The sequence below is a fragment of the Pseudomonas sp. LAIL14HWK12:I7 genome (assembly GCF_000483465.1).
Lineage (GTDB): Bacteria > Pseudomonadota > Gammaproteobacteria > Pseudomonadales > Pseudomonadaceae > Aquipseudomonas > Aquipseudomonas kermanshahensis.
The window spans coordinates 758,872-778,611 of record NZ_AXYZ01000001.1 but is presented as its reverse complement, the minus strand read 5'-3'; the positions used below and the strand labels follow the sequence as shown (position 1 = coordinate 778,611).

At 63.8% G+C, this 19,740-nt stretch carries 19 protein-coding genes; 12 read left to right on the top strand and 7 right to left on the bottom strand.

Annotation, left to right across the window (positions count from 1 at the left end):
- Positions 1-6 precede the first annotated feature (6 nt).
- From D886_RS0103500 to D886_RS0103465, 8 genes are all read left to right on the top strand, one after another.
- Positions 7-1,374, top strand: coding sequence for a PepSY domain-containing protein (locus D886_RS0103500; protein WP_027592574.1), 1,368 nt, complete (start codon positions 7-9; stop codon positions 1,372-1,374).
- Positions 1,375-1,608: 234 nt separating this feature from the next.
- Positions 1,609-3,015, top strand: a complete 1,407-nt coding sequence (gene cycA, locus D886_RS0103495; RefSeq protein WP_027592573.1) for a D-serine/D-alanine/glycine transporter — start codon at positions 1,609-1,611, stop codon at positions 3,013-3,015.
- A gap of 188 nt (positions 3,016-3,203) precedes the next feature.
- Positions 3,204-4,469 carry an urea ABC transporter substrate-binding protein gene (gene urtA / locus D886_RS0103490; RefSeq protein WP_027592572.1) on the top strand — a complete coding sequence of 422 codons (1,266 nt, stop codon included), beginning with the start codon at positions 3,204-3,206 and terminating at the stop codon, positions 4,467-4,469.
- Positions 4,470-4,609: 140 nt separating this feature from the next.
- Positions 4,610-6,097: an urea ABC transporter permease subunit UrtB gene (gene urtB, locus D886_RS0103485; protein ID WP_027592571.1), complete on the top strand. Its 1,488-nt coding sequence runs from the start codon at positions 4,610-4,612 to the stop codon at positions 6,095-6,097.
- The gene (urtC, locus tag D886_RS0103480; protein ID WP_027592570.1) at positions 6,097-7,176 is read left to right on the top strand and encodes an urea ABC transporter permease subunit UrtC; all 1,080 of its coding nucleotides are present in this window, start codon (positions 6,097-6,099) and stop codon (positions 7,174-7,176) included. Before urtB ends, urtC begins: the two co-directional genes overlap by 1 nt.
- On the top strand, positions 7,173-8,030 hold the full coding sequence (urtD, locus tag D886_RS0103475; protein ID WP_027592569.1) for an urea ABC transporter ATP-binding protein UrtD: 858 nt from the start codon (positions 7,173-7,175) through the stop codon (positions 8,028-8,030). Before urtC ends, urtD begins: the two co-directional genes overlap by 4 nt.
- 62 nt (positions 8,031-8,092) lie before the next feature.
- Positions 8,093-8,791: an urea ABC transporter ATP-binding subunit UrtE gene (gene urtE, locus D886_RS0103470; protein WP_027592568.1), complete on the top strand. Its 699-nt coding sequence runs from the start codon at positions 8,093-8,095 to the stop codon at positions 8,789-8,791.
- 31 nt (positions 8,792-8,822) lie between these two features.
- Positions 8,823-9,338 carry a GNAT family N-acetyltransferase gene (locus D886_RS0103465; protein WP_027592567.1) on the top strand — a complete coding sequence of 172 codons (516 nt, stop codon included), beginning with the start codon at positions 8,823-8,825 and terminating at the stop codon, positions 9,336-9,338.
- A 126-nt stretch (positions 9,339-9,464) separates the two neighbouring features.
- Here the strand turns inward: D886_RS0103465 and D886_RS0103460 are convergent, their stop codons facing one another.
- Complete coding sequence (locus tag D886_RS0103460; RefSeq protein ID WP_027592566.1) at positions 9,465-9,770, bottom strand: chaperone modulator CbpM; 306 nt, start codon at positions 9,768-9,770, stop codon at positions 9,465-9,467.
- Between the two features lie 2 nt (positions 9,771-9,772).
- Positions 9,773-10,729 (bottom strand): curved DNA-binding protein, encoded by a 957-nt coding sequence (gene cbpA / locus D886_RS0103455; protein WP_027592565.1) that lies wholly within the window; start codon positions 10,727-10,729, stop codon positions 9,773-9,775.
- A 164-nt stretch (positions 10,730-10,893) separates the two neighbouring features.
- Between cbpA and D886_RS0103450 the strand changes: the two genes are divergently transcribed.
- Positions 10,894-12,165 carry an Hsp70 family protein gene (locus tag D886_RS0103450; RefSeq protein ID WP_027592564.1) on the top strand — a complete coding sequence of 424 codons (1,272 nt, stop codon included), beginning with the start codon at positions 10,894-10,896 and terminating at the stop codon, positions 12,163-12,165.
- A gap of 61 nt (positions 12,166-12,226) precedes the next feature.
- On the opposite strand, the gene D886_RS0103445 is transcribed toward D886_RS0103450, so the two are convergent.
- The 3 genes from D886_RS0103445 to D886_RS0103435 form a co-directional block, all read right to left on the bottom strand.
- Positions 12,227-13,234: an AI-2E family transporter gene (locus D886_RS0103445; RefSeq protein ID WP_027592563.1), complete on the bottom strand. Its 1,008-nt coding sequence runs from the start codon at positions 13,232-13,234 to the stop codon at positions 12,227-12,229.
- Between the two features lie 71 nt (positions 13,235-13,305).
- Positions 13,306-13,590, bottom strand: a complete 285-nt coding sequence (locus tag D886_RS0103440) for a PsiF family protein (protein WP_027592562.1) — start codon at positions 13,588-13,590, stop codon at positions 13,306-13,308.
- Positions 13,591-13,653: 63 nt separating this feature from the next.
- Positions 13,654-14,442, bottom strand: a complete 789-nt coding sequence (locus D886_RS0103435) for a helix-turn-helix transcriptional regulator (protein ID WP_027592561.1) — start codon at positions 14,440-14,442, stop codon at positions 13,654-13,656.
- A gap of 189 nt (positions 14,443-14,631) precedes the next feature.
- Here D886_RS0103435 and D886_RS0103430 point away from each other — a divergent pair, with 189 nt between their 5' ends.
- Positions 14,632-15,525 (top strand): DMT family transporter, encoded by an 894-nt coding sequence (locus tag D886_RS0103430; RefSeq protein ID WP_027592560.1) that lies wholly within the window; start codon positions 14,632-14,634, stop codon positions 15,523-15,525.
- Here the strand turns inward: D886_RS0103430 and D886_RS0103425 are convergent.
- Positions 15,506-16,396, bottom strand: coding sequence for a triacylglycerol lipase (locus tag D886_RS0103425; protein WP_027592559.1), 891 nt, complete (start codon positions 16,394-16,396; stop codon positions 15,506-15,508). The two genes, D886_RS0103430 and D886_RS0103425, sit on opposite strands and share 20 nt — an antisense overlap.
- A gap of 123 nt (positions 16,397-16,519) precedes the next feature.
- Between D886_RS0103425 and osmE the strand changes: the two genes are divergently transcribed.
- Together osmE and D886_RS0103415 are read left to right on the top strand one after the other, a co-directional pair.
- Positions 16,520-16,861: an osmotically-inducible lipoprotein OsmE gene (osmE, locus tag D886_RS0103420; RefSeq protein ID WP_027592558.1), complete on the top strand. Its 342-nt coding sequence runs from the start codon at positions 16,520-16,522 to the stop codon at positions 16,859-16,861.
- A 48-nt stretch (positions 16,862-16,909) separates the two neighbouring features.
- A complete protein-coding gene (locus D886_RS0103415; RefSeq protein WP_027592557.1) occupies positions 16,910-17,440 on the top strand; it encodes a bacterioferritin in 531 nt (176 codons plus the stop codon).
- 116 nt (positions 17,441-17,556) lie between these two features.
- Here D886_RS0103415 and D886_RS0103410 read toward each other — a convergent pair whose 3' ends face one another.
- Positions 17,557-19,623, bottom strand: coding sequence for an AsmA family protein (locus D886_RS0103410; RefSeq protein WP_027592556.1), 2,067 nt, complete (start codon positions 19,621-19,623; stop codon positions 17,557-17,559).
- Positions 19,624-19,740 lie beyond the last annotated feature (117 nt).

Below are 19,740 nucleotides of genomic sequence, written 5' to 3'. Positions count from 1 at the left end.
GTTCCCATGCGCGGAACACGCATCTCTTTCTACAACCTGGCCTGGCGTTGGCATTTTTACGCGGGGCTGTTCGTCGCCCCGTTCATGATCCTGCTGGCGCTCACCGGGATCATCTACCTGTTCAAGCCGCAGCTCGACCCGCTGCTGTACCGCGACCTGATGGTGGTCGAAGCCGGCCATCACAGACAGGCCGCGGATGTGATGCTGGCCGAGGTACGCCAGGCGTATCCGCAAGGCCATGTGGGGCAGTACCTGCCGCCCCTGAATGGCGAACGCAGCGCGCAGTTCGTGGTGCATGACGGCGGCCGTGAACTGAACGTGTTCGTCGACCCCTACAGCGGCAAGCTGCTCGGTGCGCAGGACGGCAAGCAGAACCTGCAAGCGATAGCCCGTGCCCTGCACGGTGAGCTGATGGTCGGCACGGTCGGTGACCGCCTGGTGGAGCTGGCAGCAGGCTGGGGCATCGTGCTGGTGGTGTCCGGCCTGTACCTCTGGTGGCCACGTGGGCGCAACAGCGCGGGCGTGCTGTGGCCGCGTTTTTCCGCACGCGGTCGGCTGCTGTGGCGTGACCTGCATGCGGTGACGGGGTTTTGGGGCTCGGCCCTGCTGCTGCTGATACTGCTCAGTGGCATGACCTGGACGGGCCTGTGGGGCAAGCAATACGCCGATCTGTGGAACCGCTTCCCGGCCGCGATGTGGAACGACGTACCCAAGTCCGATCAACAGGCAGGTGAGCTCAACAGCGCCCATCGCCAGACCGTGCCCTGGGCAATGGAAAACACCCCCATGCCGCAGTCCGGCGCCCATGCCGAACATGCCGGGCATCACATGATGTCGAATGCCCCGGCAGCGCCGCAGGTGAGCCTGCAGCAGGTCGAGGACATCGCCACTGCGCGCCAGGTCGAACCGGGCTACAGCATCACCTTGCCGACCACGGCCGACGGCGTGTTCACCGTTGCGGTATTCGCCGACGACCCGCGCAACGACGCTACGCTGCATGTCGACCAATACACCGGCAAGGTGCTGGCCGACGTGCGCTGGCAGGATTACAGCCCGGTTGCGCGTGCCACCGAGCTGGGCGTGATGCTGCATGAGGGCAAGATGTTCGGGGCGTTCAACCAGGCCATCATTCTGCTGGTGTGCCTGATGATCTTGCTGGGTTCGGTCAGTGGCCTGGTGATGTGGTGGAAACGCCGGCCGGCTGGCGGGCTGGGAGTGCCGCCGCTGCGCCATGACCTGCCGCGCTGGAAGACGGCGGTTGCGGTGATGGTGGTGTTGGGGGTGATGTTCCCGCTGGTGGGGGTGTCGATGGTGGTGATGTGGCTGGTCGATAGCCTGGTGGTGCGCAGGCGCGGAGTGCTGGCCAGCGCCTGATCCTTGCTGTGACCTTACGGGCCTCTTCGCGGGACAAGCCCGCTCCCACAGGTACGCCGATGAACTCCGGAGCAGCGGCGTACCTGTGGGAGCGGGCTTGTCCCGCGAAGAGGCCGGTACTGACACAACGCTGCACCGCCAGAATCGTGTCGATCTGTCGCGCCCCGAATTGGGACGCCCGTGTTAGCCTACTCGGCTTTCACAAAAAGACTGACCCTCAATGGAATGCAGCCAATGACCCGGACCTCTTCCCCGCCCGCTGAAGAGCAGCATCTGCAGCGCAACCTGACCAACCGTCACATTCAGCTCATCGCCATCGGTGGCGCGATCGGCACCGGCCTGTTCATGGGCTCGGGCAAGACCATCAGCCTCGCTGGCCCGTCGATCATCTTCGTCTACATGATCATCGGCTTCATGCTGTTCTTCGTCATGCGCGCCATGGGCGAATTGCTGCTGTCGAACCTCAACTACAAGTCGTTCATCGACTTCTCGGCCGACCTGCTCGGCCCCTGGGCCGGCTACTTCACTGGCTGGACCTACTGGTTCTGCTGGGTAGTCACCGGTATCGCCGATGTGGTCGCGATTGCCGCCTACACGCAATTCTGGTTCCCCGACCTGCCGCAGTGGATACCTGCGCTGACCTGCGTGGCGGTGCTGCTGTCGCTGAACCTGGTTACCGTGAAGATGTTCGGCGAGCTCGAGTTCTGGTTCGCGCTGATCAAGATCGTCGCCATCCTCGGCCTGGTCGCCACCGGCCTGTACATGGTCATCAGCGGCTTCGAATCGCCGAGCGGGCGCACCGCGCAACTGGCCAACCTGTGGAATGACGGCGGTATGTTCCCCAATGGCCTGATGGGCTTCTTCGCCGGCTTCCAGATTGCCGTGTTCGCCTTCGTCGGTATCGAGCTGGTCGGCACCACCGCCGCGGAAGCGAAGAACCCCGAGCGCACCTTGCCACGGGCGATCAACTCGATCCCGATCCGTATCATCGTGTTCTACGTGCTGGCGCTGATCGCGATCATGGCCGTGACCCCGTGGCGCGATGTGGTGCCAGGCAAGAGCCCATTCGTCGAACTGTTCGTGCTGGCCGGCCTGCCAGCGGCGGCCAGCATCATCAACTTCGTGGTGCTGACCTCGGCCGCCTCGTCGGCCAACAGTGGCGTGTTCTCTACCAGCCGCATGCTGTTCGGCCTCGCCCAGGAAGGCGATGCCCCCCGCGCGTTCGAGAAGCTGTCGCGGCGCGCCGTGCCGGCCAACGGCCTGTACTTCTCGTGCACCTGCCTGCTGTTGGGCGCGGTGCTGATCTACCTGGTGCCCGATGTGGTCGAGGCGTTCACCCTGGTCACCACGGTGTCGGCGGTGCTGTTCATGTTCGTCTGGACGCTGATCCTGCTGTCGTACCTCAGCTACCGCAAACGCCGCGCCGCACTGCACCAGGCGTCGAAGTACAAAATGCCCGGCGGGCGCTTCATGTGCTACGTGTGCCTGGTGTTCTTTGCCGGCATTCTGGTGCTGCTGAGCCTGGAAGACGACACCCGCGCAGCGCTGCTGGTGACGCCAATCTGGTTCGTGCTGCTGGCAGTGACCTACCAGGGTGTGCGCAGCAAACGCCATCCGCGCACGGCGGTGCGTAACGGCTGATGCCGCATGGGGCTGCTTTGCAGCCCCAATCCTGTGCACACACATCTGCACGGCACCAACCTGGACCTTGCAAACGCCCCAACACCTCGCACACCCCCTCTATTACGCACCTTCCGCCACTCGGCACACCCCTTGCAACGCCCCTCCCGCTTGGCCAACACCATAAAAAATCTCAGCGGAGAGAGCACATGAAGCGTCGCAGTCTGATCAAGGCCTTTACCCTCAGCGCATCGATTGCGGCGATGGGTCTTAGCTGGAGCATCCAGGCCGCCGAGACCATCAAGGTCGGCATCCTGCATTCGCTGTCCGGGACCATGGCCATTTCCGAAACGTCGCTCAAGGACATGGCGCTGATGACCATCGACCAGATCAACGCCAAGGGCGGTGTGAACGGCAAGATGCTCGAAGCGGTGGTGGTCGACCCAGCGTCCAACTGGCCACTGTTCGCTGAAAAGAGCCGCCAGTTGCTGACCCAGGACAAGGTCGCCGTGGTGTTCGGCTGCTGGACCTCGGTGTCGCGCAAATCGGTGCTGCCGGTGTTCGAGGAGCTCAACGGCCTGCTGTTCTACCCGGTGCAGTACGAAGGTGAAGAGATGTCGCCGAACGTGTTCTACACCGGCGCCGCGCCTAACCAGCAGGCCATCCCCGCCGTGGAATACGTGATGAGCGAAGAAGGCGGCAGCGCCAAGCGCTTCTTCCTGCTGGGCACCGACTACGTCTACCCGCGCACCACCAACAAGATCCTGCGCGCCTTCCTGCACAGCAAGGGCGTGGCCGACAAGGACATCGAAGAGGTCTACACCCCGTTCGGCCACGCCGATTACCAAACCATCGTCGCCAACATCAAGAAGTTCTCCGCGGGCGGCAAGACGGCGGTCATCTCCACCGTCAACGGCGACTCCAACGTGCCGTTCTACAAAGAGCTGGCCAACCAGGGCCTGAAAGCCACCGACGTGCCCGTGGTGGCGTTCTCGGTGGGTGAGGAAGAACTGCGCGGCATCGACACCAAGCCGCTGGTGGGCCACCTGGCCGCGTGGAACTACTTCGAGTCGGTGGATAACCCGGTCAACCAGAAGTTCGTCGCCGACTGGAAGGCCTACGCCAAGGCCAAGAACCTGCCGGGCGCCGACAAGGCGGTGACCAACGACCCGATGGAAGCCACTTATGTGGGCATCCACATGTGGGCGCAGGCGGCTGAAAAAGCCAAGTCCACCGATGTCGACAAGGTGCGCGAGGCACTGGCTGGCCAGAGCTTCCAGGCACCGTCCGGCTTCACCCTGACCATGGACAAGACCAACCACCACCTGCACAAGCCGGTGATGATCGGCGAGATCCAGGATGACGGGCAGTTCAGTGTGGTCTGGGAAACCGAGCAGCCGCTGCGGGCGCAGCCTTGGAGCCCGTTCATTCCGGGCAACGACAAGCGGCCCGATTACGCGGTGAAAGGTAACTGAATGCCATTGGGGCCGCCTTGCGGCCCATTCGCGGGTGAACCCGCTCCCACAGGGACCGCGCACGATCCAGCCCTTGCGCCGTACCTGTGGGAGCGGGTTTACCCGCGAAGAATCCACCGCTGTAATCCAGGATTGCTCGCATGCTTAGACTCCTGCTCACCCTTCTCCTGTTAATGCCCCTGGCCACCCAGGCCAGCGAGGGCGAATTCTTCCTCACCGCCAAGCCTGCCGAGCAAGCCCGCCTGCTCGAAGGCTGGGCAGCCCAACCCGATGCCGCGCGCCTGCCGCTGCTGGAAAACCTGCGCCAAGGCCGCATCGCCGAGGGCGACACCCGCAAGGTGCGCCTGAACAACCGCCTGCGCAGCCTGATCGACAACGCCCTGGCCAGCCACCAGTTGCTCAGCGACAACAGCGACACTCGCCTGGCCGCAGCCCAGCAACTGCAAAAGAGCGCGCAACCCGCACAGATGGCCTTCCTCGACCGGCGCTTTGCCAGCGAACCGGACGCAGCGGTGCACGCAGCCCTGGGCTTGGCCCTGGCCAACCTGCAACTGGGTGCCAGCGAACCTGCCGTACGCCTGGCCGCCGTGCGCTTGCTGGGCGAGACCGGCGACCCGGTCGCCCGTACGCGCCTGGAAGCGCTGCTGCAGCCCGGCGTCGAAAGCGACGCCGCCGTGCGCACGGCGGCTGAAACCAGCCTGGCCCAGGTCAAACGCAAACTCATGGTCGGCGAACTGCTCGGCCAAGCCTTCAGCGGCCTGTCGCTGGGTTCTATCCTGCTGCTGGCAGCCCTGGGCCTGGCGATTACCTTCGGCCTGCTCGGGGTGATCAACATGGCCCACGGCGAGATGCTCATGCTCGGGGCCTACAGCACCTACATGGTCCAGGTGCTGCTGCAGCGTTACGCCCCCGGCGCGATCGAGTTCTACCCGCTGATCGCTCTGCCCGTGGCCTTCGCCGTCAGCGCCGGGGTCGGCATGGCGCTGGAGCGCACGGTGATCCGTCACCTTTACGGCCGCCCACTGGAAACCCTGCTGGCGACCTGGGGGATCAGCCTGATCCTGATCCAGGCCATCCGCCTGCTGTTCGGCGCGCAGAACGTCGAAGTGAGCAACCCGGCGTGGTTGTCCGGGGGTGTTCAACTGCTGCCCAACCTGGTGCTGCCGTACAACCGGCTGGTGATCATCGGCTTCGCCCTCGCCGTGGTACTGCTCACCTGGCTGCTGCTCAACCGCACGCGGCTTGGCCTTAACGTGCGCGCAGTGACCCAGAACCGCAACATGGCCGCCTGCTGTGGCGTGTCCACCGGGCGCGTCGACATGCTCGCCTTTGGCCTGGGCTCGGGCATCGCCGGGCTGGGTGGCGTGGCCTTGAGCCAGGTCGGCAACGTCGGCCCGGACCTTGGCCAAAGCTACATCATCGACTCGTTCCTGGTGGTGGTGCTCGGCGGCGTCGGGCAACTGGCCGGCAGCCTCTGGGCCGCCTTCGGTCTCGGCATCGCCAACAAGCTGCTGGAGCCGCAGATCGGTGCGGTGCTTGGCAAGATCCTCATCCTTGCGTTGATCATTCTGTTCATCCAGAAGCGCCCGCAAGGCCTGTTCGCCCTCAAGGGACGGGTAATCGACTGATGAACCAGCCACTGCTTGTCACCGCTTCGCAAAAAGCCGGGCCGCGCCTGTCGCTGGCCATCGGCGCTGTCGTCGTCCTGCTGTTGCTGGCCCTGCCGCTGCTGTCGTTGTTGCCGGCGGACCATGCCCTGCAGGTTTCGGCCTACACCCTGACACTGGTCGGCAAGATCCTCTGCTATGCCATCGTCGCCCTGGCCCTGGACCTGGTTTGGGGCTATGCCGGGCTGCTGTCGCTGGGCCACGGCCTGTTCTTCGCCCTCGGCGGCTACGCCATGGGCATGTACCTGATGCGCCAGGCCGCCGGGGACGGGCTGCCGGGTTTCATGACCTTCCTGTCGTGGACCGAACTGCCTTGGTACTGGGCCGGTACTCAGCATTTTGCCTGGGCGCTATGCCTGGTGGTGCTGGCGCCGGGCCTGCTGGCGCTGGTGTTCGGCTTTTTCGCCTTCCGTTCGCGGATCAAGGGCGTGTACTTCTCGATCATGACCCAGGCCCTGACCTTTGCCGGCATGCTGCTGTTCTTCCGCAACGAAACCGGGTTTGGCGGCAACAACGGCTTCACCAGCTTCCGCACCATCCTGGGCTTCGACATCGCCGCGCAAGGCACCCGTGCGGTGCTGTTCCTGCTCACTGTCGGCCTGCTGCTGGCCAGCCTGTACCTGTGTTGGCGCCTGACCCAAAGCAAATTCGGCCGCCTGCTCACCGCCGTGCGCGACGCCGAAAACCGCCTGATGTTCTGCGGCTACGACCCACGCGGTTTCAAGCTGCTGGTGTGGGTGCTGAGCGCCGTGCTGTGCGGCCTTGCCGGTGCGCTGTACGTGCCTCAGGTAGGCATCATCAACCCCAGCGAGATGTCGCCGACCAACTCCATCGAAGCCGCCGTGTGGGTCGCCCTTGGCGGGCGTGGCACGTTGATTGGCCCGCTGCTCGGCGCTGGCCTGGTCAACGGCATGAAGAGCTGGTTCACCGTGGCCTTCCCGGAGTTCTGGCTGTTCTTCCTCGGTGCGCTGTTCATTCTCGTCACCCTGTACCTGCCCAAGGGCGTGGTCGGTCTGTTGAAGAAAAGGAGCCAACCATGAGAGGCGTGCCCCCTGTGCATCCAGAATTCATGCTTGAGCCGGTGTTCGACAACCTCGGCGCCGGCCGCGACGCCATCGGCCTGGGCAGCCGCCGTACAGCGGGCCTGGACACCCGCCATGGCACCGTGCTGAGCCTGGAAGACATCAGCGTCAGCTTCGATGGTTTCAAGGCCCTCAACGCGCTCAACCTGTACATCGGCGTCGGTGAACTGCGCTGCATCATTGGCCCCAACGGCGCTGGCAAGACCACGATGATGGACGTGATCACCGGCAAGACCCGCCCCGACACCGGCAGCGCCTTCTTTGGCGACACCCTCGACCTGACCCGCATGAGCGAATACCAGATCGCCCAGGCCGGCATCGGCCGCAAGTTCCAGAAGCCGACGGTGTTCGAAGCGCTGACCGTGTTCGAGAACCTGGAGCTAGCCCTGAAGACTGACAAGTCGGTGTGGGCCAGCCTGGCCGCGCGGTTGAGTGGTGAGCAACAGCAGCGCATCGACGAGGTGCTCGCCACCTTGCGCCTGCAATCCCTGGCGCAGCGCCAGGCGGGGCTGCTGTCTCACGGCCAGAAGCAGTTCCTGGAGATCGGCATGTTGCTGGTGCAAGAACCACAACTGCTGCTGCTCGATGAACCGGTGGCCGGCATGACCGACGCCGAGACCGAATTCACCGCCGAACTGTTCAAGGGCCTGGCCGGCAAGCATTCGCTGATGGTGGTGGAGCACGACATGGGGTTTGTCGGGAGTATTGCCGACCATGTGACCGTGCTGCACCAAGGTAGCGTGCTGGCGGAGGGGTCGCTGGAGCAGGTGCAGGCGGATGAGCGCGTGGTCGAGGTGTACCTAGGCCGATGATTCAAACAGCCTGCCCCGCGAAGAGGCCGGTGCAGCCACAACAAAAAACTCAGGGACATGACATGCTCAAGATTGACACCCTGCACCAATACTACGGCGGCAGCCACATCCTGCGCGGCCTGTCCTTCGAGGCCAAGGTCGGCGAAGTCACCTGCCTGCTGGGCCGCAACGGCGTGGGCAAGACCACCCTGCTGCGCTGCCTGATGGGCTTGGTCGCCGCCCGCGAAGGCAGCGTCGAATGGGAAGGCAAGCCGATCACCACGCTCAAGCCCCAGCAACGGGTCCACGCCGGCATCGCCTACGTGCCGCAAGGCCGGGAAATCTTCCCGCGGCTGACCGTGGAAGAAAACCTGCTGATGGGCCTGTCGCGCTTTCCCGCCCGCGAGGCCCGCGAAGTGCCCGCCTTCATCTACGAGCTGTTCCCGGTACTGGAACAGATGAAACAACGCCGCGGCGGCGACTTGTCCGGGGGCCAGCAGCAACAACTGGCCATTGGCCGTGCCCTGGCCAGCCGCCCGCGCCTGCTGATTCTCGACGAGCCCACCGAAGGCATCCAGCCCTCGGTGATCAAGGAAATCGGCGCGGTCATCCGGCGCCTGGCCGAGCGTGGCGACATGGCCATCCTGCTGGTCGAGCAGTTCTACGACTTTGCCGAAGAACTGGCCGACCAGTACCTGGTGATGGCGCGTGGCGAGATCATCCAGCGTGGGCGTGGTGAAAACATGCAAGCCGAGGGTGTACGCGGGCTGGTAACCATTTAATCTGCGCCCATCGACCTTGTGAGACGCTGCAATGAGCCACGAAATCCGCGACGCCTTGCCCTCCGACGTGCCGGGCATCCTCGACATCTACAACGACGCCGTGCGCAACACCACGGCGATCTGGAACGAAACCCCGGTGGACCTGGCCAACCGCCAGGCCTGGTTCGAGGCCAGGGCACAACAGGGCTACCCGATCCTGGTGGCAGTGGATGAGACCGGCGTGCTGGGGTATGCATCGTTCGGCGACTGGCGGCCGTTCGAGGGTTTTCGCCATACCGTCGAGCACTCGGTGTATATCCGTGGCGACCAGCGCGGCAAGGGTTTGGGGCCGGTGTTGATGGCCGCATTGATCGAGCGTGCGCGGGGCTGTGGCAAGCACGTGATGGTGGCAGCGATCGAAAGTGGCAATGCGGCGTCGGTACGCCTGCATGAGCGGTTGGGCTTCGTGGTGACCGGGCAGATGCCGCAGGTGGGGGTGAAGTTTGGCCGCTGGCTGGACCTGACCTTCATGCAACTGGTGCTGAACCTGGGTGCCGATCCAACCTGAGAGTGATGTTGGCAGTACTGGCCTTTTCGCGGGTGAACCCGCTCCCACAGGGACCATGCAGGGCCTGAGGCCAGTACCGTACTGGTGGGAGCGGGTTCACCCGCGAAGAGGCCGGGCCTGCAACCTTCACATCTGGATAAACCTACCTAAGCGCTGCTTCAGCATGCTGTTCTCACTGCGCAACTGCTGCACTTCCTGCAGCAGCTCCAGCGCCAGCGCCACGCCTTCCCACTCCAGCTCCAACTCTTGGTGCAGCTTCGCCGCACGCTTGGCCAACAGCGGCGCCTGATCGTCGAACAACCAATCCTCAGGCGTTCGCCCAGAGGGTTCGACGATGCCGTGTTCGACAATTTCGATCACGTAGTCGGCCGTAATATCGGCCTCCTGGCAGAGGGTGCGCATGTCCAGTTGAACGATCAAGGTGCTGCTCATGATCACTTACTCCATTGTGCCCTCGGGTTGAACGCGGCCTTCTCGGAAAGCTTGGCCCACAGTTCACGGGTAGACTCGTCGGATGCCGTCGGCATAACCACTTTGAGCTGCGCGTAGAGGTTGCCGCGCTCGCCCTGCTTGTTGGCCAGGCCTTTGCCCGGTACCCGCAGGCGTTGGCCGCTCTGGCTGTCGGGGCGGATGGTCAGGTTGATCTTGCCGTCCAGGGTCGGCACCGCCACCTTGGTGCCCAGCGCAGCCTCCCACGGTGCCAATGGCACGGTGATGATCAAGTCATGACCTTCGACATCGAACAGCGGATGCGGTGCCATGCGGATGGTCAGGAACAGGTCGCCATTGGGCCCGCCGCCACTGCCCGGCGCACCCTGGCCCTTGAGGCGAATGCGCTCGCCGTCGGTCACCCCGGCAGGGATCTTGACGTTCAGGGTCTTGGTGGTGAACCCGGTGCGCTGCCCGGCGGCATTGGTTTGCGGCACCTGGAAGCTGATCTGCTTGGATTCCTTGCTCAGGGTCTCCTCAAGGAAAACCGCCAGTTCCAGCTCCACGTCCTGCCCTCGCCTGCCTGCACTGCGCTGTTGCCGGGCGCCACCAAAGGGGTTGCCCCCGCGCGCGCCAAAAATCGAGCTGAAGAAGTCGGAGAAGTCGCCGCCTTCAAAACCACCGCCCGCACCACCGCCCCGGTTTTCCCAGCCCGGCGGCGCCTGGAACGGCCGGCCATGCTGGCCGCCGTACTTGCGGATTTCGTCGAATTCGGCACGTTTCTGCGCGTCGCCCAGCACTTCGTAGGCCTCGTTGGCCTCTTTGAACTTGTCCTCGGCGTCGCGCTCCTTGCTGACATCGGGGTGATACTTGCGCGCCAGCTTGCGGTACGCGGCCTTGATCGCCTTGTCATCCGCCGTGGGCTCTACGCCGAGTATCTTGTAATAGTCTTTGAAGTCCATCTGTGGATCACCAATGTGAAATTGCGTGTTGCAACTGAAGATAGGGGTCAAGCATAGCCTTTCAAGGCCCACTTGGGATTGCTGCATGGCAGACGACTGGTCTTGATTCTCTTGCCAACTGGCATAAACTGCGCGGCCGTTTTGCCTCCGGAAGCCCTTTTCCCATGTCTGACGTATCCCCGGCCCGCGCCCTGGGCATCGACTTTGGCACCTCTAACTCCACGGTCGGCTGGCACCGCCCTGGTACTGAGTCGCTGATCGCCCTGGAAGACGGCAAGATCACCCTGCCTTCGGTGGTCTTCTTCAACATCGAGGAGCGTCGCCCGGTGTATGGTCGCCTGGCGTTGCACGAATACCTGGAAGGCTACGAAGGCCGCCTGATGCGCTCGCTCAAGAGCCTGCTCGGCTCCAAGCTGATCAAGCACGACACCAGCGTGCTGGGCAGCGCCCTGCCGTTCAAGGACCTGCTGGGCATGTTTATCGGCGAGCTGAAAAAGCGCGCTGAAACCGCCGCCGAGCGCAGCTTCGACCAGGTGGTGCTGGGCCGTCCGGTGTTTTTCGTCGATGAAGACCCGGCCGCCGACCAGGAAGCCGAGGACACCTTGGCCGACGTGGCACGCAAGATCGGCTTCAAGGACGTGTCGTTCCAGTACGAACCGATTGCCGCAGCCTTCGACTACGAGTCGAGCATCAGCCGTGAAGAGTTGGTACTGATCGTCGATATCGGCGGTGGTACCTCCGACTTTACCCTGATCCGCCTGTCGCCCGAGCGCCACCTGGTGGCAGAACGCCAAAGCGACATTCTCGCCACCGGCGGCGTGCACATTGGCGGTACCGACTTCGACAAGCAACTGAGCCTGCAGGGCGTGATGCCGCTGTTCGGCTATGGCAGCCGGATGAAGAGCGGTGCGCTGATGCCGACCAGCTATCACCTCAACCTGGCCACCTGGCACACGATCAACGCCCTGTATTCGCAGAAGTCGCAGCTGGCCTTGGGCAACATGCGCTACGACATCGAAGACACCCTGGGCATCGACCGCCTGTTCAAGCTGATCGAACAGCGCGCCGGCCACTGGCTGGCGATGGAAGTGGAAGCCAGCAAGATCGAGCTGACCGAGCACGACAGCCGCCATATCGACCTGCGCCGGGTAGAGCCGGAGCTGACAGCGGAACTGACCCGTGCCGTGTTCGAAGCAGCGATCGAAGGCCTGCTGGAGCGCGTGCGCGGCAGCGTCAGCGAGCTGCTGAACAAGGCGGGCGTCAGCGAAGGGCAGGTGGATACCGTGTTCTTCACCGGGGGTTCGAGCGGGATTCCGGCGCTGCGTAACAGCGTGGCGGCGATGCTGCCCAATGCCCGGCATGTGGAAGGCAACATCTTCGGCAGCATTGGTAGCGGGTTGGCGATTGAGGCGCGTAAGCGCTACGGCGCAGCCTGACAGTTCTTTGCTGCCTGAAAGGGCCTCTTCGCGGGCAAGCCCGCGAAGAGGCCAGTACGGGTTAAACCAGCTCCACCCGCCGCAGCTCACTCTTCAGGTAGGCATAGTAGATCGGCCCCGCCACCACCCCCGGCAAGCCGAAGGCCGCCTCGAACACCAGCATCGCCAACAACAGTTCCCACGACTTGGCACTGATCTGCCCGCCGACGATCCGCGCGTTGAGGAAGTACTCGACCTTGTGGATAACGATCAGATAACCCAACGCCGCCAGCGCCACCCAGATCGACAACGACAACCCGACGATAGTGATCAGGGTGTTGGACATCAGGTTGCCGATCACCGGCAGCAGCCCGAGCAGGAAGGTCAGCACGATCAGCGTCTTGGTCAGCGGCAGGTGCACACCGAACAGCGGCAGCACCACGGCCAGGAAGATGCCGGTGAAGGTGGTGTTGAGCAGCGAAATCTTGATCTGCGCGAAGACAATGTTACGAAACGCCTGCACCAGCAGGTTCAGGCGTTCGAACAGCGCTGCCGCCAACGGCTTGCGCCGCGAGATGTCAGGGATGCGCTGCAGGGCAACGATGGCGCCGAGGATCATGCCGATCAGCAAGGTGACGAACATGTGCGCCATGCCCTTGCCCACCAGTTGCAGCTCACCCAGGTGGCTTTTGAGCCAGTCACCGATGGCCACTTTGAACTCGGCGGCACTGGCCGGCAGGTAGCCTTCGATGAACGGCGGCAACTGCCCACGCGCCCGCTCGACCAGGGCCATGAACTTGTCCAGCGAAGCCCCGGGGTTTTCTGCCTCGTGCAGCAGGAAGCTGAACGCGCCGGCGATCAGCAGGGTCAGGGTGGTGACCACCAACGTGCCGAGCAGGGCCACGGCCAGCCAACGCGCACGTTGCCCGGCGATCAGCGGCTGCAGCCGTGGCGTCAGCATATTGACCAGTTCGAACACCAGCAAACCGGCAAGCAGGCTCGGCAGCAACTTCAGGGGCAACGCCAGCAGCAGGCCGGCAAACACGATGATCCAGCTGGCCAGGGTGACCTGGCGGGGGGTGAAAGTCATACAGCCTCAGGGGCAGACAACGGAAAAGACCCGCAGTCTGCCAGCCTTCGTCCTACAGGCATAGGCGCAGGTCATTTCTTCTTCAGGCAGTCGCTCATGAACGCTTTGCGCTCATCACCCTTGAGTGCCTTGGTGCTGGCGTCGGCGTTGCAGGTCTTCATCTTTTCCTGCTGGGTGGCAGGCACGCTCTTCTTCAGGCAGTTGCTCATGAACGCCTTGCGTTCGTCGCCCTTGAGCGCCTTGGCGGTGGCGTCGGCGTTACACGAGGTCATCTTTTCCTGTTGCGCGGTGGCGGCGAACCCTTGCGCGCTGAACAACACAGCCAACACCAGCAGTGGCATTTGCAACAGCTTCATGGAGTGGTCTCCCTGTTTCCGCGCCCGATGCGCGGTGGTGCCACTGAGTGTAGACAAGAATTTTTACAGCTCAGCCCGCGACTGGCGCCGGTATTGCTCCGGTGTGCAGTGGGCCTGGCGCTGGAACATGGCGATGAAGGCCGAGCCGCTGCTGTAGCCGAGGTCGAAGGCAATGGCCTGAATCGGCAAGCCCGCTTCCAGCGCCTCAATGGCGCGTAAAAAGCGCAGGCGCAGGCGCCATTCACCGAAACTGATGCCCAGTTCGCGAAGAAACTGGCGGGCCAGGGTACGTTCGCTGACATGCACCTGCGCGGCCCAGTCAGCCAGCGGGCGGTTGTCACCCGGGGCGTGGCTCAAAGCGTCGAGCACCTGGCCCAGGCCCTCGCTGCGGGCGAAGGGCAGGTAGCAGGTTTGGGTCGGGGCCAGCAGCAACTGGTCGAGCAGTACCTGCACCAGGCGCTGGTCGCGTTCATCTTGCGCCACCTTCAGGTCACGCCGGGCGAAGTCGCCAAGGATGGCCTTGAGGATGTCGCTGATGACCAGGCTGCACGGTTGTTGCGGCAGGTCGGCGCACAGGCTGCGCGCCAGGTAGACCGAGCGGTAGACGATGGCCTGGGGGTTGTAACAGCCATGCTCGGTGCCCGGCGGCACCCAGACGGCGTAGTGCGGCGGCGAGAGAAAGCGCTGGCCTTCGACGTCCAGGTGCATGACGCCGTGGGCCGCGTAGTTCAGTTGGCCCCAGGTGTGGCGGTGTGGCGCGCTGTGGGTGTCGGCGCCAAATTCGTCATGGCGGAAGTACACCGGCGCCGGAAGTTGGTCGAAACCGGGGATGTCGAGGTATTTGCGCGGCATGCTGTCTGCTTCAAAGGGTGGGTTGTCTGGATACAAGTATAGGCTTGCGGACAGACAGCGGATAATAGCGGGCTATCGGGGCCTGTTGTGCAGGCCTTCGCGGGCAAGCCCGCTCCTACAGGTGCAGCGCTGCCTGCAAACTGCGCGCTGCAAAGCAGGCCTAACCTTGCCAAACCGAGTAACCGCGACATGAACTACACCTTCCCCCTGCTCGCCATCCTCATCTGGGCTGGCAACACCGTCGTCACCAAGCTGTCGGCCGGTGCCATCCACCCTGCAGAGATCGGCTTCTATCGCTGGCTGCTGGCCGGCCTGCTGTTCACCCCCTTCCTGCTACCGGCCGTGTGGCGCAACCGCGCCGCCATCCGACCGCACCTGGGCAAGGTCTTCGTCCTCGGCGTGCTGGGCATGGCCCTGTACCAGAGCCTGGCGTACTTCGCCGCCAGCATCACCAGCGCCACCAACATGGGCATCATTCTCTCGCTGATGCCGTTGATGTCGCTGGCCCTGTCCATCGCCTGGCTCGGCCAGCGCCTGACCTTCGGCGCCTTGATCGGCGCCCTGGTGTCGTTTTTCGGCGTGCTCGAGGTGGTCTCCGCCGGCCACCCCGGGGCGCTGCTGGAACAGGGCCTGAACAGCGGCGACCTGCTGATGCTGGTGGCCACCCTGGCCTACGCGCTGTACAGCTTCCTGCTGAAGAAATGGCAATTGCGCCTGCCGCCCTTGCAGCTGCTGTACCTGCAGGTGCTGGTGGCTATCATCGTGCTGCTGCCGTTGTTCCTGCTGTCGGACAAGACCGGCCTGAACACCCACAACGTCGGCCTGGTGCTGTACGCCTGCGTGCTGGCTTCGATGATCGCGCCGCTGGTATGGATGCAGGCCGTGCACCGCCTGGGGCCAAGCCGTACCACGCTGTTCTTCAACCTGCTGCCGCTGGTCACCGCGCTGATCGCCGCCGTGGTGCTGGATGAACAACTGGCCTGCTATCACCTGATCGGCGGCCTGCTGACCCTGGCCGGGGTGATCCTTGCCGAACGCTGGACCACACCGGTGCGCCGCCGCGTCATAGCCCCGCAGCTTTGAGCCGGGCGGCGTGTTCGGTGAACAGCCGCACCGGTTCGGCGCCCTTGCCGACTGCCCCCAGCGACTGGTTGACGATGTCCAGGTGATCGAGCGGGTAGTCATCGCCGATCACCTGCCCCAGGTGCGAGCTGAAACGCCCGACCATGCCGTCGCAGTGGCCCTTTTCCTTGACGAAGCTGCGGGCGAACAAGCGGCAGAAGCGGTTGCTGCCGTCAAAGCGGTTGCGCCCTTGGTCAGTCAGGCCAGGCTGCAAGGTGCCTGACCAGGAGTAGTAGCGCACGCCGTTGACCTGCGCGGGCCCTTCACCGCCCCAGGTATCGGGCAGGCCCTGTGGATAAGCCTGGTTGAACAGCGCCACCCCGGCGCTGGTCAGCGACTGGTGCGAGGCGTGTACATCGATGGGCAGCGGGTCGCGCCGCCAGCCGGTTTCCAGCCACACCAGCAGCACTGCCACGCCATGCAGCACCGCCTTGAGGATGCGCCCTTGGGGTGAATCGCCAGGCGCAGTGCGTTCCAGGTGGTCAGCCAGTTCGGAGCCATGGTTGGGCCCCGCCACCGACGTCACCGAAGCCACCCGGTCGGGCCGTTTGGCGGCCGCATAGCGCGCATCCAAGGCGCCTTGGCTGTGGCCGATAAGGTTGACCTTGGCCGCGCCGCTGCGCTGGCAGATGCCTTCGATGATCGCCAGCAACTGCTCGCCGCGCACTTCGCTGGAATGCAACGGCGACACCTGCACGGCATGCACCTGCGCGCCGCCCTTGCGCAAGGCCGGCACGATCCCGAACCAGTAGGGATAAAGCAGTACCCGCACGAAGCCGAGCATGCCCGGCACCAGCACCACAGGGTATCGCGTAGCCAGTTCCTGCCCCATTGCCCTGCCCCTCTCCGTGGACGACGGCCCACACTACAGCGGCTTCGATGACCATCGCAATCGAACTCCTGGCGCGCCGTGCGGTTCCAAACCAGAACAGACCCTTGAGCAAGGAGCGGGACCATGTACAAGCAGACCCTGGCAATCCTTCTGGCCAGTGCAACCCTGGCCGCCTGCGGCAGCCGCCCGGAAAACCCGGTGGATTACGTCACCTACCGTGACGAACCGTTGGTCAAGCAGGTCGAGCACGGCATGACCATGCAGAAGGTCATTGCCATCGGCGGCAGCCCGTCGAACGTGATCGACCTGCCGCACGGGGGCACCTGCAACGACTACATCCTCAACCGCGACGGCAAGCAGCAGCCCTACTACGTGCGTTTCGACGCCACCGGGCATGTCGACGCCAAGGGCTTCAAGACGTGCAAACAACGACAAGAGGACAGCGACGCCGTCCACGGCGCGTGAGCCTTCGTTACCACTTGACCCCCCGTCCTGATTCGTTTGGAGATAACCATGAGCAACGTTGAACTGACCGATGTGAAAACCCTGCGCGAACGTGCCCGCCAGCACGTGGAGCAAGGCGCGGTGACCGAGGGTTACCACGCCGACCGTACCGAGATCCTGCGCCTGCTCAACGAGTCGCTGGCCACCGAATTGGTCTGCGTGCTGCGTTACAAGCGTCACTACTTCATGGCCAGCGGTATCAAGGCCAGCGTGGCAGCCGAAGAGTTTCTGGAGCATGCCAACCAGGAAGCCGAGCATGCCGACAAGTTGGCCGAGCGGATTGTCCAGCTAGGTGGCGAGCCGGACTTCAACCCGGACAACCTGACCAAGAACTCCCATGCCCAATACGTGGCAGGTAGCAACTTGAAAGAAATGGTGCTTGAAGACCTGGTGGCCGAGCGCATTGCGATCGACAGCTACCGCGAGATCATTCAGTACATTGGTGATAGCGACCCGACCACGCGCCGTATTTTTGAAGACATCCTGGCGCAGGAAGAAGAGCACGCGGACGATATGTCCGATTTGCTGCAAGGGCTGTAATCGCACGGGGCTGCGTTGCAGCCCATTCGCGGCACAAGGCCGCTCCTACAGGGGAATGCGATCTCCTGTAGGAGCGGCCTTGTGCCGCGAATGGGCCGCAAAGCGGCCCCCTTCACTCATTTCTTGCCTTTCACCTCAGTCGGCGCCTTGCCCGCCCTCATCTGCTGCAACAACGGCGTGCACTGATTAGGCTCATCCCCACTGCTCGGCGCGATCAATGCCAGCAACCCCGCCGCCGGCCCCGCAACCACCCCTAACGCCACCATCCCCGCGCCACGCAACGCCAATGGCACTGCCTGCACCCCGGCACTGGGCTTGGCAAAGGGCCCGCGCACGTACAAAGGCGAACGCAGCGAGAACAGCCGCAGCCCTTTCGACTCTGGGGTGATTTTCAGGTCAAGCTGCTCGCTGGCAAAGTTCGCCGTGCCGTTGATGTAGATGATCGCGTTCTCGGTATCGAAGATGAACAGGCGTGTCGTCGCCAGCCCATCCTTGATGCCGACATCGGCCGCCGCGCAGTTGATCTGCACGTCCTCGTCACCGAACAACTTGCCAATCACGTAGTTGCCCACGTTCAGCCCGGCGATTTCCATCAGGCTGCGGCTGACCGCACCATCGTTGATCAACATACGCAAGTCGCCATTGGCCGTGCCCAGCAGTGCCGCCACCGAGTTGCCGCGGCCGGTGATGTCGGCATCGCCGTTCAGCTCGCCAAAACTGGTCTGCATCGGTGCGAAGGTGGGGAACAGTTGCTTGAGCTTGAAGCCCCGCGCAGTCAGCTGTGCACGGCCTTGCAAGGGTACGCTGCGGCCATCCAGGCGGATCCTGGAAGCCAGGTTGCCGCCGGCCACGCCAAAGCGCAGCGGTGCCATGCGCAGCAGGCCGTCTTCGAGAATCACGTGGGCAGACAGGTCGTTGAACGGCAATTGCTCACTGTGGACGATGCGCTTGCCGGCAAATTCGACATCGGCGTCCATGGCGCGCCAACGGTCGGTGCGAAATTCCTCCACCGGCAGCACTTTGCCCGTCGGCTGCTTGCTGGCCCCGCCGCGGGCCTTCTGCTCGGCGTTGGAGTCGGCACCGATCAGCGGCGCCAGGTCCTTGAACAACAGCTGGTTGGAAACCAGCTTGCCAGAGAGTTTGGGCCGTGGCTGGCTGGCCACGAAGGCCAAGTCGCCGTGGATGTCGCTGTCGCCGATCTTGCCATTGAACCCTTGGTAATTGAACGTGGCGCCTTGCTCGGCATGCAGGTTGGCGCTGAGGTGGCCGTCGGTGGCATAAGCCGGAGTGTCCGGCAGGGTCACGCCGGTCAACGGGTAAAGGTTGCCCAGGCTATTGCCGGACAGGCGCAGGCGCAGGTCGAGCGCGCCGAGGTTGCGCGGGTCGGTCAGGGTACCGGCGAGCACCACGTGGGTATCCGCAATGCGCACATCGGCCTGCAACGGGAACGGTTGGCTGGCGTCCTGCAGCGCCAGCAGGCCACCGATCTTGCCGGTGCCGGACACTGGCTGGCCCTTGTAGCGGCCTTGGGCCTTGAAGCCGAACGCGTAGTCCTGGGCGCCGCCGGTTTTTTCGGCACGCGCCTTGCCGACGATGTCGCTGAACGGGATCGGCTTGCCCAGCGGGTCGACCTGCACCTTCATGCTGGTCTTCAGGGTCTGGTCATCGAGGCTGACGTTGCCTTGGTCAAAACCGATCGCCCCGATGTCCAACTGCCATTTCGAGGGTTCCGCGTTTTCGTCTTTGGGGCCTAAGTCAAAGGTCCAGTTAGCGCGTCCGTCGGCCAGGCGAGTGAGGCTGGCCGTCGGTTTGGTCAGGTTGATGCGGGGGATGACAATCTGCTGGAACACCAGCGGCAGCGGCGCCAGGCGGAACTCCACCCGCTCGAGGCCAACCATTTTCGGCTCCTTGAGCCAATCGGGGTTGCCCAAGGTCAGGTCCTCGGCAATGAAGTGCGGCCAGGGCACCCAGGCGCGCCAACCACCTTCGTCAGGTTCGGTGCGCCACTGCACGGCAAGGTTGCCATTGATCGCGAACGGCCGGTGCAGGGCTTCGGATACCTTCTCGTTGAGCAACGGCTTGACGCGGTTCCAGTCGAAGGTGGCGATTACCACCACTAGTATCGCCACGAGGGTCAACAGGGTGGCAAGGGTCCAGACGAGCATTCTGGCGGGTCGCGTCATTGCGTGATTCTCCTGACGGCATGGCACAAAGCGGGCGCCGATGGCACTCATTAACTCGGACTGATGAAAACCCGCTGGGTTTTATCCGTGGCGCCATGATAGCGAAGTTTTTCCTGG